The organism is Thalassobius sp. MITS945101 (assembly GCF_047123305.1).
In the GTDB taxonomy this organism is placed as follows: domain Bacteria; phylum Pseudomonadota; class Alphaproteobacteria; order Rhodobacterales; family Rhodobacteraceae; genus Thalassobius.
Map to the genome: position 1 here is coordinate 1,882,415 of NZ_CP138918.1, position 12,941 is coordinate 1,895,355.

Genomic DNA, 12,941 nt, shown 5'->3' on the forward strand with positions numbered 1-12,941 from the left:
TGGGCGTTAGGGCACCGAGGCTTAGATCGCCTCGGCAATTTTGCGGAACATGTTGATCATCTCGACGTTCACGCCCTCCTCACGGAACAGACGGTCAGCAGAGTTGACGGCGATCACCACATTCAGTGGGCGGTTGATGTAGATATACTGACCATAAACACCGCGCGCATAAAACTCACCTTCGCGTGGGTCAACAGCGCCCCACCAGTGCAGACCGTAGTGTTCTTCGCCTGCCTCGGTTGGCGCGGTGAATTCGCCCGAACGGATCAGCCAGCCTGCGGGGACGATCTGTTGCCCTTGCCACTGGCCGTCCTGCAGGGCCATCTGGCCGAAACGTGCGTAGTCACGGGTGCGTTGGTTCAAACCGCCAAGCACAAAGCTGACGCCTTCCCCATCGGTGATTATCAGCGGGCTGGCCTCAAGGCCCAAAGGTGCGATCAGTTTTTCCTGCATCAGGTCGAGTATGTCGCGGCCCGTGGCGCCACGGATGGCCATGCCGATCACATGGGTGTCGATCGAGACATAATGCCAGGAGGCGCCGGGCGTATCACGGGGTTTGTCCTGCCCCGCCGAAAATGCATCCATCGAGCCGCCAAGCGCCAGCACCCGGCCCATTTTGTTGATGTCCGAGTTGAAGGCCAGATAGTCCTCATCAAAATCGATGCCGCTGGACATATGCAGCGCGTCGATGATCCGTGCACCGTCATAGGCGGATCCTTTCAGGCTGGGCACATGTTTGGTCAGTGGATCCTCAAGGCTCAGATGGCCCTCTGCCTCCACTATGCCCAGCAGCGCCGAGAGATAGCTTTTGGCCACGGACCAGCTGATCCGGCGATCCTCGGCCGTGGTGCCTTTGTAGTAGTCTTCATGCCGGACGGTGCCGTCTTTCAGAACCACCATGGCAGTCAGCGCCCGCTCTTTGATCCAGGCTTCGGTTTCGGCTGGCAGGGTCATCGCCGCACCTGCGAGCAACGGGGACACTGGGCCGTCCCCACGCGACAGTTCCTTGGTCCAGAACATCTGGTCCATGTTGGAGAAATTGTGGACGATCTTCTCTTCTGCGAAGAGGCTGTTCACCGCCAGAAGCCGCGTCAACTCATCTTTCTTCCAGAACGCAACACCGCCAAGTGCGATCACCAGCACCAAGATGATCTGCATCACCAATTTCAACATCAGAACCCCTCCCAAATTTGGTGCCCCTAAACACCACGGGGTAGGGGAGGGGGCAAGGGTGCCGCAGGGTCAGGCCTTGGTGTCCTGTCTTACTTGAACTTGTTCAACAGCCGTTCCATCGCGTTTTGCGGCGCCTCAGACTGCTCTGGTGCAGTCTTCGTGGGGTTGGGTTTGGCTGTGGTGGCTTGGGCCGCTGCCCCCTTTGGAGCGCTGCCTTTTTGACCGCCCGAGCTGCGCGGCGGGTTCACCCGCAAAGCCACGGCGTTTTGGAACTTGGCATTGTCGCCTTCTGCCAGATGTGGCGCGCCGTCGGATATGCCGCGCATCAGATCGTCAAGCCAGCCCTGTTCGGCCTTGGCAAAATCCGCCAGCACATAGCCCGAAACACGGTCTTTGTGCCCGGGATGGCCAATGCCCAGACGGATGCGGGTGTATTCCGGCGTGATGTGCTGATGGATCGAGCGCAGCCCGTTGTGGCCCGCATGGCCGCCACCCTGTTTCACCCGACATTTGCCGGGGGCCAGATCCAGTTCGTCGTGGAACACCACAACATCTTCGACCGAGAGCTTGTAGAACCGCATCGCCTCGCCCACTGACTGGCCAGAGAGATTCATGAAAGTCTCGGGCTTCAGCAGGATCACCTTTTCACGGCCCAGCCGGCCTTCGCTCACCTGGCCCTGAAACTTCGACCGCCAGGGCGCAAAACCATGGTCGCGGGCGATCTCGTCCAGCGCCATAAAGCCGATGTTGTGGCGGTTGCCCGCGTATTTTGCACCCGGATTGCCGAGGCCGACGAAAAGCTGCATTACATCACTCCTGTTGCCGGCGTTTTACGCCAGTTTACGCCGCAGCTAAAGCCCTAGCTGTTTGCGTCGATGGGGCTGCGTGGCACCTTGACCTTGCCACGTGTTTTGCAGCATTTAGGCGGGCCAGCCGAACGCCCGCGTTCCTGCCAGCCTCCCCAACAGTTTGAAAACACGAAAGGAACTGGCATGTCCTACATCGCCATGAACCGGTTTAAAGTGGCCCTTGGCAGCGAAGAGGCCTTCGAAGACATCTGGCGCGCCCGCGAAGGCCGTCTGAAAGAAATGCCGGGCTATAAGGAATTCCGCATGTTGAAAGGCCCGGAAAAAGAGGGCTATCGCCTCTATTCCTCACCCACAATGTGGGCCAGTGAAGATGATTTCGTAGCTTGGACCAAATCCGAACAGTTCCGCGCCGCTCACCGCAACGCCGGCAACAGCGAAATCCAAAGCGTTATTGTCGGCCCGCCAGTGTTCGTAGGTTTCCAAACCGTTCTGCACGAAAGCGCCTGATCCGTCAGGCCCAATTCTGCATGGGGCGGGAATGCCTGCCCTGTGCAGAGGTCGAGCAGCGTCAATGGTGCAAAGCGAGGTGCTTGCCACAGCGCGATGCGCCGCCTAGGCTGCCCGCAAAAGATGCAGGTGAGGGTGCTATGGTTGCGGTTACGTTGAATGATCTCGAAATGGTTCTGCCAGATGAGATCGCCAGCAAGAAGGTTGCGGCCAAGCTGCAAGAAGGCGGCTACGAAGGGTTCGAGGCCAAGGCCGCGATGCGGCGGATCAAACCGGGCCACCGTGTTCTGGAGCTGGGGGGCGGCCTGGGCTATATCACCTCGATTTGCGCCCGTGCGGCGGGGCCGGAAAACGTCATGACGGTGGAGGCCAACCCCACCATGATCCCCGTGATCGAGGCCAATCTGGCCCGCAATAACCTCAGCGGCGTCAGGCTGTTGCATGGCGCGATTACCGACAGTGACGGTGAAAATATTCCGTTCCACGCAGGCAAAGCGTTCTGGGGTGGCTCGCTGAGGCCTGACCCGAAGCGCATTGTCGAAATGATCGACGTGCCGCAGCTGCGGTTTTCGGATCTGATGGCAGAGCACCGTCCTCACGTGGTGATCATGGATATCGAAGGCGGTGAGGAAGCGCTGTTTGACCATCCCTGGCCGCGCCATGTGCGGGCGGTCCTGATTGAGCTGCACCCGAGCAAATATTCGGATGCTGTGATTGCGCGGATTTTTGACTGTCTGCGCGAAAGCGGGCTGATCTATGACACCGATACCAGCCACGGGCGGGTGGTTGGTTTCAAACGACTGCGGGCGGAATAGGCCAACACACCAAAGAAAAACGCGGGCCCGAAGACCCGCGTTTCCAAAAGCTTCGACAGAAGCGCGAAGATTACTCTTCGCCGCCCTCTGCGGCTTCACCGTCTTCGGCTTCGTTCTCTTCCGAACGCAGGCCCGACGGCGCCGAGATGTTCGCGATCACGAAGTCACGGTCGATGGTCGGCTTGGCGCCTTCCGGCAGGGTCACGTCCGAGATGTGCAGAACGTCGCCAACGTTGGCGTTTGCCAGGTCAACGGTGATCGATTCAGGGATGTCACCAGCCAGAACTTCCAGCTCAACCTCGGGGCGCACAACGGTCAGAACGCCACCTTTTTTGATGCCGGGGCAGGTTTCTTGGTTTTCGAAGTTCACGTTGATGAACAGCGCAATCCGCGTGGTGCGGCGCAGACGCATGAAGTCAACGTGGGTCGGCAGGTCTTTGACAACGTCGCGCTGAACGTCGCGGCAGATCACACGAACGTCTTCCTGGCCTTCAACTTTCAGGTTGAAGAGGGTCGACTTGAAACGGCCTGCTTTCAGGCGCTTCAGAAGATCGTTGAACGGTACGTTGATTGCCAGCGGCTCTGCTTCGCCACCGAATACGATACCAGGGACTTTGCCGTCGCGGCGTGCCTGACGAGCGGCGCCCTTGCCTGTCCCCGTGCGGACCTCTGCGTTGAGGTCAGGAATAGTTCCAGCCATTTGGAATTCTCCATAAATTTGTTAGAATCACGGGCATCCTCCAAGGCTGTATACCCGCATGAAGCCGCGCGTATAGACGAGTCTGGCGGAATTTGAAAGGGCTTATTCTAAAGGCGTGTCGGGGCATTTGCGCCCGGCCGCTTAGTCGGCACCTTGAATGCCAGACGCACCGTGAATACTGCGGTAAACGCCTTCGAACTCTGTCTGAACCACATCAGCTGCATAGAAGCTGCGAAATTGCAGTACTTGGGAGCTGTCACGCAGAAAAACACAAAGCTGTTGCCGAAATTTCCATCGCTTCGCCTTAGCGGGCAGGCGTGATAGCCAGTGGTTGTTTGGGCGCCCCACGAGCTGTTGTCCCGGAAGCAGGCTGAAACCAGAGGGGAGATGCTTTTGTTCCAAAATCTCCAGAAAATGATCAAGTTCCTGGGGGAAAGCAAATCGCAGGTCCACTCCATGAAAATGCACGGACAACAAACACCACATGCGGCGCTGTGACCAAAAGGGATGCACAATGGATTTTGGACGTTTGAATTGGCCCGACGCAGAGGATTGTCTGACATAGCCAGTCTTCCTGGCACCCACCCACCCGCTCATTGGTGTCCATGGGAATTCTTTGTGGTATGACAGCGTTGCCGATTTCATATCAAGTGGTACATCAGTTGCTTTCAATGGGGCTATGCAAATGCCCCCCTGCCGCAATCACTTGATCATACAGCGCAAATTCCTCCGCCCGCGCGGCCCGCAAGGCGTCGCGCATCGCATCACTCAACGGGGCGTCTTTTCGAGGTGAGACGTTTTTGCGATCGGTGCGAAACGCCTTGCCGATCCGTTGGGTCAGGAAGCTCTGCAGCAGGTCCAAATGCGTATAGGCAAAGAGGTGATCCACCCGCAGCGCCCCCGCATTTGAGGTCAGGAACGTGTGCTGGCTGCCCAGTTTGGCAAAACCCTGCGGCTTTGGTGCGATCACCTCGGCGACGAAATCATCAAAACACATCCCCTCCGGCACCGCATTGCCACCGCGCACCCCATCACGGCTGCGGTATTTGTACCAGCTGCGGATCTGCTCCACCGGATCCCGCATCACTGCCACCCGTTCGGGCGACAGCTTATAGGCATCACGCAGGAAGGGGGCAAAGTGGCGGTCATATTTGCGCAGGGGCATATGTTTCATCGCCTGCTTGCCTGCAAAGGCAATGTCAGCGGTGGTTTTCAGGGCCAGATGATAGGCGGTGGAGCCGGTCTTCGGTACGGCAAACAAAGCGATATTGGCGTCGACAAAAACCAGCATGAACAACCTCTTGCGCACCTCTTGGCGCTTTCGGCCCACAGTGCAACGAAAAGGCCCGGAGTGTCAAAACCCCGGGCCTTGTTATGTGGCATGGTGTGGTGGCGTCTGGCGGCGCTTACTGCCAGCGGCCTTCAAAACCTTCCGGGATCAGCAGGATATCCTTGTCCAGCTCCTCCACCCGGCGGCGACCGCAAAGCGCCATGGAGACATCCAGTTCCTTGTGGATCACCTCCAGCGCCTTGGTGACGCCCGCTTCGCCCATCGCGCCCAGACCATAAACAAAGGCGCGGCCGATATAGGTGCCCTTGGCCCCCATCGCCAGGGCCTTCAGCACGTCCTGGCCAGACCGGATGCCGCTGTCCAGATGCACTTCGACCTGATCCCCCACCGCGTCCAAAATGGACGGCAGCGCCTTGATCGAGCTCATTGCCCCATCCAGCTGGCGGCCGCCGTGGTTTGACACCACGATCGCATCAGCGCCAACCGACAGGGCCATCTTGGCATCTTCAGCGTCCAGTATGCCCTTCAGGATCACCGGGCCGCCCCATTCCTCTTTGATCTTGGCAATTTTGCCCCAGTCCAGCGAGGGGTCAAACTGTTCTGCGGTCCAGGCCCCCAGGTTCGCCGCATCCGACACGCCTTCGACATGGCCAACAATGTTGCCAAAGTTGCGCCGCTTTGCACCCAGCATCTGCAGGCCCCAGGACCATTTGGTCATCAGGTTCGCAATGGTCGAGGGGGTCAGTTTGGGCGGGGCGGACAGGCCGTTTTTCAGATCTTTATGACGTTGGCCCAGGATCTGCAGGTCCAAAGTGATCACCAAGGCAGAACAATTTGCCGCTTTGGCGCGCTGGATCAGGCGGCTGACAAAATCCTGATCCTTCATGGTGTAAAGCTGGAACCAGAAAGGTTTGCTGGTTGCCTCGGCCACATCCTCGATCGAGTTGATCGACATGGTCGACAGGGTGAAGGGCACGCCAAATTTCTCGGCGGCACGGGCCGCTTTGATTTCGCCATCGGCACATTGCATGCCGGTCAACCCCACCGGGGCCAGCGCCACGGGCATCGCCACATCCTGACCAATCATCTGACTGGCGGTCGAACGACCTGACATGTCCACGGCCACGCGCTGGCGCAGGTAGAGCTGGTCAAAGTCCGAGCAGTTTTCGCGGAACGTCTGTTCGGTCCAGCTGCCGCTTTCCGCGTAATCATAGAACATCCGCGGCGCGCGGCGTTTGTAAATACGTTTGAGGTCTTCGATATTGGTAATCACGGGCATGGTGATGCACTTCCCCTCGGTTTATCCCCGTATTGGTGAGGTTTCCTTACCAACCAGACCGGGTTCGGGCAATCCCTTCTGTAGGCTTTCGAACCAATTTGCGCCAAAACGCCGCGAAACCGCGCCAGATGGGCTTCTTCTTGGGGCAAATATCCCGGGGTTTGGGGCAGCGCCCCAAGAAATCTTTAAGCAGGCAACACGAAAAAAGGCACGCCACAATGGGCGTGCCTTTCAAACCTGTCAGGTAAATCTGGTTAGGCGCGATGGGCGCCCTCTGCCAGCGAGGCGACAAAACCGGCCACTTCCTCAACCGACTTGCCGGCGCCGATCTCTTTCACAATGGCCGAGCCGACGACACAGCCATCGGCAACCGAGGCGATGTTTTCTGCAGCTTCGGGCGTGTTGATGCCAAAGCCCACAATCACCGGCAGATCGGTGGCGGATTTGATCCGCGCCACTTCTGGGCCGACATTGCCCGCCTGCGCCTCGGCCGAGCCGGTGATGCCGGTCACAGAGACGTAGTAAACAAAGCCCGAGGTGTTCTGCAGCACTTTGGGCAGGCGCTTTTCATCGGTTGTCGGCGTGGCAAGGCGAATGAAGTTCAGCCCCGCTGCCTGCGCCGGAATGCACAGCTCGTCGTCTTCTTCCGGCGGCAGATCCACCACAATCAGCCCGTCGATCCCGGCCGCCTTGGCGTCCGCCAAAAAGGTGTCGACCCCGCGATTGTAGATCGGGTTGTAATAGCCCATCAGCACGATCGGGGTGGTGTCATCCTCTTTGCGGAACTCGGTTGCCAGATCCAGGGTCTTTTGCAGGCTCTGGCCGCCTGCCAGTGCACGCTGGCCGGCCAGCTGAATGGTTTCCCCATCGGCCATCGGGTCCGTAAAAGGCAGGCCCAGCTCAATGATGTCGACACCGGCCTTTGGCAGGGCTTTCACAATCTCCAGCGACTGCGCATAGTCGGGATCCCCCGCCATCACATAAGACACAAAGGCTTTTTTACCCTCAGCTTTCAGGGCGGCGAATTTGGCGTCAATGCGGGTCATGCGGGCAGTCCTTCAAAATCACTCCCTTTGCATGTGCCTGCTTTGGCGCGGAAAATCAATGCCAGTTGAGCCTGAGATTGGGCATGCCAGATTTAGCTGGCCTCAGGCTCTTCCGGCGGGACGCCGATCATCCAGTGGGTGCCAAATTTATCCTTCACCATCCCGAAGCCTTTGGAAAAGAAAACCGGCTCATAAGGCATGGTCACCGCGCCGCCTTCCAGCAGTTTGTCAAACAGGGCTTTGCCGGTTTCAAAGTCGGGTACAGAGTGGTTGATGGACACCGCCTGCTGTGGGCCTGCCTCCATCCCCGGCATCACGTCCGAGGCCATCAGGCAGGCGTCGCCCAGCATGATGTGGCCATACATGATGCGGTCGGATTTCGGCAGGCCTTCTCCTTCGGGCGCTTCGTGGTAGGGCATCAGCGTCAGGTCGCTGGCACCAAAAACCTCATGGTAAAACCGCAGTGCGGCCTCTGCCTCACCGTCGAAGTAAATGTAGGGATTGAATGTCATTTGTTGTCCTCCTGTGATCATGGCGCTGCAAGGGGGCAGGGGCCAAGTGGGGTCACTTCAATACAGGCAGGGTAACACGTGGCTTGCCACGGCGTCAGCAACTGCCTAGAAGCCCCTTGAAACAAGGATTGAGAAAGGGCTGGACATGGGCTTCAAGATGGGAATCGTGGGTCTGCCGAACGTGGGCAAATCGACCCTGTTCAACGCACTGACGAAAACCGCTGCGGCGCAGGCGGCAAACTTCCCGTTTTGCACCATTGAGCCGAACGTGGGTGAGGTGAACGTGCCTGACCAGCGTCTGGACACATTGGCCGGCATCGCCAAATCCGCCAGCATCATTCCGGCACGCATGACCTTTGTGGACATTGCTGGCCTGGTAAAGGGTGCCTCGCAGGGCGAAGGTCTGGGCAACCAGTTCCTGGCCAATATTCGCGAAGTGGACGCCATCGCCCATGTGCTGCGCTGCTTTGAAGATGGCGATGTGACCCATGTTGAAGGCCGCGTGGATCCGGTGACGGATGCCGACACCATTGAGACCGAGCTGATGCTGGCCGATCTGGAATCGATCGAGAAACGCCGCGCCAATCTGGTGCGCAAGCTGAAGGGCAACGACAAGGAAGCCCAGCAGCAGGATCGCCTGCTGGCCGAAGCACAGGCCATGCTGGAAGACGGTAAGCCTGCCCGTCTGGTCGAGGTGGATGAAGAAGACCTCAAGGCCTGGAAGATGTTGCAGCTGCTGACCACCAAGCCGGTGCTTTATGTTTGCAACGTGGCCGAGGATGAGTCAGCGGACGGCAACGAACATTCCGCCCGCGTTGCCGAAATGGCCGCTTCTCAAGGCAACAGCCACGTGATTATCTCGGCCAAGATCGAAGAAGAGATCAGCCAGCTGGAAGCGGAAGAGGCTGAGATGTTCCTAGGCGAAATGGGGCTGGAGGAGCCGGGTCTGGATCGCCTGATCCGCGCCGGTTATAGCCTGCTGCATCTGGAAACCTACTTCACCGTTGGCCCGAAAGAGGCCCGCGCCTGGACGATCAAAGTCGGCACAATGGCCCCGCAGGCGGCGGGTGTGATCCACGGCGATTTTGAGCGTGGCTTCATCCGCGCTGAAACCATTGCTTATGATGACTATGTCACCAACAACGGTGAACAGGGCGCCAAGGAAGCAGGCAAAATGCGTGCCGAGGGCAAGGGCTACGAAGTGAAGGACGGCGACGTCATGCACTTCCTCTTCAACACCTGATTAATCATTGCGCCGCGCTCCGCCGTCCCATCACAGGGCAGGCGGAGCGCGACTGACCAAGGCGTGCTTTCCAAACTGCCAATTTTTGGCTGAAATTGGGCCGTTGACCCGCGTCATTGTTGCAACAGGGTCGCGTTTTGCGTGGAAATCCGCCTCCTCTCGGGAAAATACAGGGTTCCTCTTGGGTTGTGGTTCACTTTTGCCTTCTATTGTGCCAAGACTGTAGATGACGAGGAAATCTCTGAGTCATTCGATTCTCGATGTTTGGAGCAACATTATGAAAAAAGTTACTCTCGCTGTTGCAGCGACCCTGGCAATCGCAACCGCCGTTCCCGCCTCGGCTGGCAACGTTGATGCGTATGAAGCCCCCACGATCGTTCCGCCGGTAGTTGCTACCGGTAGCGCCGTTTCGCCGCTGCTGGCTCTGGCCGGCGCAGCTGTCCTGATCGGTGTTGTCGCCGCAGGCGATTCCTAAGTTTAGGAATCAAAACAGAATACGGAAAAGCCCGGCCTTGGCCGGGCTTTTTTGTTGTCTGCGGGTAAGAGGGCTGCCGCGCGGGGATTAACGGCGCAGCAGCTGGAAAATGACAGTGCCGACCTGTGGGTTGATCCATTGCCGCGAGCTCAGGATCTCACCGCGGTTGTCGACCATATAGGTGTTGTCGAAACTCACCTCGCCGTTCTGGCAGCTTTCCACAACGATACGGGTTGAGGCCTTTACCTCGCCGCTTTCCAATTGCAGCTGATCACCCAGTTGAACTTTGCAGCTGAGGCTGAGCGTAAAGGTTTGGCCTTGGCCGTCCAGGTATTGCATCTGTCGGGTGGCCGTGCCCGTGCGTTTGGCGCGCACCAGTGCCAGGGAGCTTTCCAGATCTGACGACATGATGTCATTTGCAAAGCCGCGTGTCGCGCTCAGCATCCCGTGTCGCGCAGTCACCGACTGGCCTTCGGGGTTGAGATAGGTGGCATAGCCCTGATTGTTGGCCACCACTGCAGCCACGCTGGTCTTGTCCGTGCCTTCGAAGGCAATCAGCGCAACAGAGCCTTTCGCCTGCGCAAGAAACTGCGCCACATTGGTGCCGCCATCGGTGGCCTCGCCGCGTTTCAGCAGCTGTGAGACAACCGCGCCCCCAACCGTTTCGGTGTCGCAGGCTGCAACGGTCAGGGCAGCACCCAAAGCCGCTGCGGTTTTCAGGAACCGTCTCACAGTCATCGCCACACACGTCCCCATTCTTTTGCCAGTTCCGGCTGATGATAATCGCGCACACGTCCATAAAGACGGTCATTCACGTTCAGGCGCGCGCCACCGTCGCGGGTTAGCGACTGAATGACCAGATCGTTCTCACGTCGTGTGGGTTTGCCGAGCGCCCAGGCCAGTGGGATTGTCAGGCGAATGCCTTTGTCAAAAGAGCCTTCGCCGAAATCATCCGCGGTCACGTCGGTGAAGGTCGCATAGGCGCCCACTCGCCAGCCGTTGGCAAATTCGCGGTCCAGGGAAACGGTGGCCCCAAGATCGCCTGCCAGATAGCGCCCAGCGTCGACCTGGCCGTGAAACCCGTTGCCAAAATCGTAATAGGCCGACAGGTGACCGGTGGCGACTTCGTAGTCACGCAGCCCCAGACGTTGATCAAAATCTCGCTGTTTTACGTAATTCAACTCGGCCCCAAGCGCGAGGCGGCTGTCCACCGGCTTCCACAGAAGTTCACCAGAAACACCCGCATACATGGTCTCCAGATAGCCAACGGTCATCCGGCTATAGAGGTCTCTGCCCGGTCGACCAAAATGGGTCAGGGTCAGATGTTCCAGCGCTGGATCGCCCTGCTTGCTGTACTCTGCATAGTCGGTACGCACACGTGGCAGGTTCGAGGGTATGGCGCGGGTCACGCTGTCCAGGTTGCCCGCCAGTTTTTTGGCGATCGATCCCGAGAACCGCAGGCTTGGGGTGATGTCATAGCTTGCGCTGGCGCGGATCCCTGCATCGACGCGCACGGGGTTGTCCGGGTCGAACACAGACAGGGTGACATAGGGCGCCACCGAGAACTTGTGGCGTTTTTCGTTGCTCAACTCGTAGGCAGGCACCTGACCATAAGCGTCAGTGATCTGGGTGCGTGCCAGCAGGGCCTCGGCCGGGGCGTGTTCCAACCGCTCCAGATCGCGACGCTGCAGGGTAACCGCCGAAAGCGCCAGACCGCGGGACACCGGTACAATTGTAAACTGCTCCACCGACCCGGGAAGCACCCGCGCCATGTGGCGGGCGGCACGGCCAATGGCCTGCGGTTCGGCGTTGTAGCTGTCATTGCTCATCCGCAATGTAGCGCTGCGCGCTGTCAGGGTCATGCCTTCCAGCTTCAGCCCGTCGGCAGCCATGGCCTGCGCCAGCTTTTGTTTGGTTGCCCGCATGCCTAGGTCATCTGCGCTCCAGCCAAGCTGATCCAATGAGGCCGCCGAACGGGGACGGATCGGTGTGGGCGCGGTTTCAATGCCGCTGGGCGCTTTGGCGTAACGTGGGTTGTTGAAGATCGACAGCTGGACGCCGACCTCGGACCCGTAAAGCGAATAAATCGACAGTTGGTTGCCGTTTTTGAACCGGTAATCCGCGCCGATGTTCCAGGACGATTTCCGATCAAAGGTCGCCGGCAGCCGGTTGCCATCAACAGCGACGGGGGTGATGCCACGCTCGGGACCATAGGCATCCGAGGAATATTCCGCCTTAAAGGTCAGACGATCGTTGACCTGATAGGAAATGCCGCCAAATGGTGCGACGTCGCCGCGGAACCAACGGTCATAGGTCGGAATGCCACCTTGCCCCAAAAGCGCTGTTGGGCGCGTGCCGGTGGATCCAACGGCACCAGAGCTGCCCAGCCGTCCCCAGCCCAAGCCACCGGTCAGGCGCAGCTTGTCACCAATCCCCTTGGTGGCCACAATATACTCCGCCCCGTAAAGGCCGGTGCCGATGAAATCCTGCAGACCAACGGTAACGGCGGGGCGATACTGGCCCTCATCCAGTAGCTGATAACGCAGGTCGAAGCTGCGGTCATAGTAGGTGGTCAGAGTGTAGTCGCGCGGCATGTAGCCGTCGATTGCGGTATAGCGAAACGACCCGCTCAGCCGGGGCAGGACCTGAAAACTCAGGGTCGACCGGGTTGTGCCGGCAAAGTGACTGAGGCTCGAGGACAGCTGTGCGTCCGGCGCCATATCCGCCGTTGGCATGTCAATCAGACCCGGCACGCCGTACATGTTGTGTGTTGGGCTTTCAGGTACAGCGAACAGGTTCTCTGAGGCGGCCATCATTGGCCAAAATCCGATCAACGCAACGCCGCCAAGAAGACTGGCCCGCACCACGCGCAGACGTGCGGCCGGGAGGAGATGTGCAATCAACGGTCGATGGAAAGTCATGAGATCAGTATCCGCAACAAATGCTTGTCTTCATGCCTAAGAAATTCCGCCTGCGCTGTCCATCAAATCTCCGGGGTTTTTCCGAGCAAAAGGGAATAGTTGCATGTGGCCAACACAACCCCACTCTGCGCGGCAATTGACGGTCAAGCGTTTGCGACGGCCCCAGAGCA

At 58.8% G+C, this 12,941-nt stretch carries 14 protein-coding genes; 4 read left to right on the forward strand and 10 right to left on the reverse strand.

Annotated features, from left to right (window positions below):
* Positions 1-21: 21 nt before the first annotated feature.
* Positions 22-1,173 carry a serine hydrolase domain-containing protein gene (locus tag SIC14_RS09540; protein WP_412565594.1) on the reverse strand — a complete coding sequence of 384 codons (1,152 nt, stop codon included), beginning with the start codon at positions 1,171-1,173 and terminating at the stop codon, positions 22-24.
* Between the two features lie 89 nt (positions 1,174-1,262).
* Positions 1,263-1,979, reverse strand: coding sequence for an aminoacyl-tRNA hydrolase (gene pth / locus SIC14_RS09545; RefSeq protein ID WP_412565595.1), 717 nt, complete (start codon positions 1,977-1,979; stop codon positions 1,263-1,265).
* Positions 1,980-2,165: 186 nt separating this feature from the next.
* On the opposite strand from pth, the gene SIC14_RS09550 reads away from it, so the two are divergent.
* Both SIC14_RS09550 and SIC14_RS09555 read left to right on the forward strand, forming a co-directional pair.
* Positions 2,166-2,489 (forward strand): antibiotic biosynthesis monooxygenase family protein, encoded by a 324-nt coding sequence (locus tag SIC14_RS09550; RefSeq protein WP_412565596.1) that lies wholly within the window; start codon positions 2,166-2,168, stop codon positions 2,487-2,489.
* Between the two features lie 140 nt (positions 2,490-2,629).
* Entirely contained in the window at positions 2,630-3,304 is a 675-nt protein-coding gene (locus SIC14_RS09555) for an FkbM family methyltransferase (protein ID WP_412565597.1), read from the forward strand.
* A gap of 70 nt (positions 3,305-3,374) precedes the next feature.
* Here the strand turns inward: SIC14_RS09555 and SIC14_RS09560 are convergent, their stop codons facing one another.
* The 6 genes from SIC14_RS09560 to SIC14_RS09585 all read right to left on the reverse strand — a co-directional run bounded on the left by SIC14_RS09560 (position 3,375) and on the right by SIC14_RS09585 (position 8,132).
* On the reverse strand, positions 3,375-4,004 hold the full coding sequence (locus SIC14_RS09560; protein WP_412565598.1) for a 50S ribosomal protein L25/general stress protein Ctc: 630 nt from the start codon (positions 4,002-4,004) through the stop codon (positions 3,375-3,377).
* 141 nt (positions 4,005-4,145) lie between these two features.
* Positions 4,146-4,676: a hypothetical protein gene (locus SIC14_RS09565; protein WP_412565599.1), complete on the reverse strand. Its 531-nt coding sequence runs from the start codon at positions 4,674-4,676 to the stop codon at positions 4,146-4,148.
* On the reverse strand, positions 4,663-5,295 hold the full coding sequence (locus tag SIC14_RS09570) for a hypothetical protein (protein WP_412565600.1): 633 nt from the start codon (positions 5,293-5,295) through the stop codon (positions 4,663-4,665). The genes SIC14_RS09565 and SIC14_RS09570 overlap by 14 nt, the downstream gene beginning before the upstream one ends.
* A gap of 115 nt (positions 5,296-5,410) precedes the next feature.
* Positions 5,411-6,574, reverse strand: coding sequence for an L-lactate dehydrogenase (locus tag SIC14_RS09575; protein WP_412565601.1), 1,164 nt, complete (start codon positions 6,572-6,574; stop codon positions 5,411-5,413).
* Between the two features lie 254 nt (positions 6,575-6,828).
* Positions 6,829-7,620, reverse strand: a complete 792-nt coding sequence (gene trpA, locus SIC14_RS09580; RefSeq protein WP_412565602.1) for a tryptophan synthase subunit alpha — start codon at positions 7,618-7,620, stop codon at positions 6,829-6,831.
* 92 nt (positions 7,621-7,712) lie between these two features.
* Positions 7,713-8,132 (reverse strand): VOC family protein, encoded by a 420-nt coding sequence (locus SIC14_RS09585; protein ID WP_412565603.1) that lies wholly within the window; start codon positions 8,130-8,132, stop codon positions 7,713-7,715.
* Between the two features lie 145 nt (positions 8,133-8,277).
* Between SIC14_RS09585 and ychF the strand changes: the two genes are divergently transcribed.
* Complete coding sequence (gene ychF / locus SIC14_RS09590) at positions 8,278-9,375, forward strand: redox-regulated ATPase YchF (RefSeq protein WP_412565604.1); 1,098 nt, start codon at positions 8,278-8,280, stop codon at positions 9,373-9,375.
* 277 nt (positions 9,376-9,652) lie between these two features.
* Positions 9,653-9,850, forward strand: a complete 198-nt coding sequence (locus tag SIC14_RS09595) for a hypothetical protein (protein ID WP_412565605.1) — start codon at positions 9,653-9,655, stop codon at positions 9,848-9,850.
* Between the two features lie 87 nt (positions 9,851-9,937).
* Here SIC14_RS09595 and SIC14_RS09600 read toward each other — a convergent pair whose 3' ends face one another.
* A complete protein-coding gene (locus SIC14_RS09600; protein ID WP_412565606.1) occupies positions 9,938-10,588 on the reverse strand; it encodes a YjbF family lipoprotein in 651 nt (216 codons plus the stop codon).
* Positions 10,585-12,771, reverse strand: coding sequence for a YjbH domain-containing protein (locus SIC14_RS09605; RefSeq protein ID WP_412565607.1), 2,187 nt, complete (start codon positions 12,769-12,771; stop codon positions 10,585-10,587). Before SIC14_RS09605 ends, SIC14_RS09600 begins: the two co-directional genes overlap by 4 nt.
* Between the last annotated feature and the right edge of the window lie 170 nt (positions 12,772-12,941).

Bases quoted from the DNA above. Each gene is read 5' to 3' on its own strand.
- SIC14_RS09540 (WP_412565594.1), bottom strand. From the start codon at position 1,173: ATGTTGAAATTGGTGATGCAGATCATCTTGGTGCTGGTGATCGCACTT.
- pth (WP_412565595.1), bottom strand. From the start codon at position 1,979: ATGCAGCTTTTCGTCGGCCTCGGCAATCCGGGTGCAAAATACGCGGGC.
- SIC14_RS09550 (WP_412565596.1), top strand. From the start codon at position 2,166: ATGTCCTACATCGCCATGAACCGGTTTAAAGTGGCCCTTGGCAGCGAA.
- SIC14_RS09555 (WP_412565597.1), top strand. From the start codon at position 2,630: ATGGTTGCGGTTACGTTGAATGATCTCGAAATGGTTCTGCCAGATGAG.
- SIC14_RS09560 (WP_412565598.1), bottom strand. From the start codon at position 4,004: ATGGCTGGAACTATTCCTGACCTCAACGCAGAGGTCCGCACGGGGACA.
- SIC14_RS09570 (WP_412565600.1), bottom strand. From the start codon at position 5,295: ATGCTGGTTTTTGTCGACGCCAATATCGCTTTGTTTGCCGTACCGAAG.
- SIC14_RS09575 (WP_412565601.1), bottom strand. From the start codon at position 6,574: ATGCCCGTGATTACCAATATCGAAGACCTCAAACGTATTTACAAACGC.
- trpA (WP_412565602.1), bottom strand. From the start codon at position 7,620: ATGACCCGCATTGACGCCAAATTCGCCGCCCTGAAAGCTGAGGGTAAA.
- SIC14_RS09585 (WP_412565603.1), bottom strand. From the start codon at position 8,132: ATGACATTCAATCCCTACATTTACTTCGACGGTGAGGCAGAGGCCGCA.
- ychF (WP_412565604.1), top strand. From the start codon at position 8,278: ATGGGCTTCAAGATGGGAATCGTGGGTCTGCCGAACGTGGGCAAATCG.
- SIC14_RS09595 (WP_412565605.1), top strand. From the start codon at position 9,653: ATGAAAAAAGTTACTCTCGCTGTTGCAGCGACCCTGGCAATCGCAACC.
- SIC14_RS09600 (WP_412565606.1), bottom strand. From the start codon at position 10,588: ATGACTGTGAGACGGTTCCTGAAAACCGCAGCGGCTTTGGGTGCTGCC.
- SIC14_RS09605 (WP_412565607.1), bottom strand. From the start codon at position 12,771: ATGACTTTCCATCGACCGTTGATTGCACATCTCCTCCCGGCCGCACGT.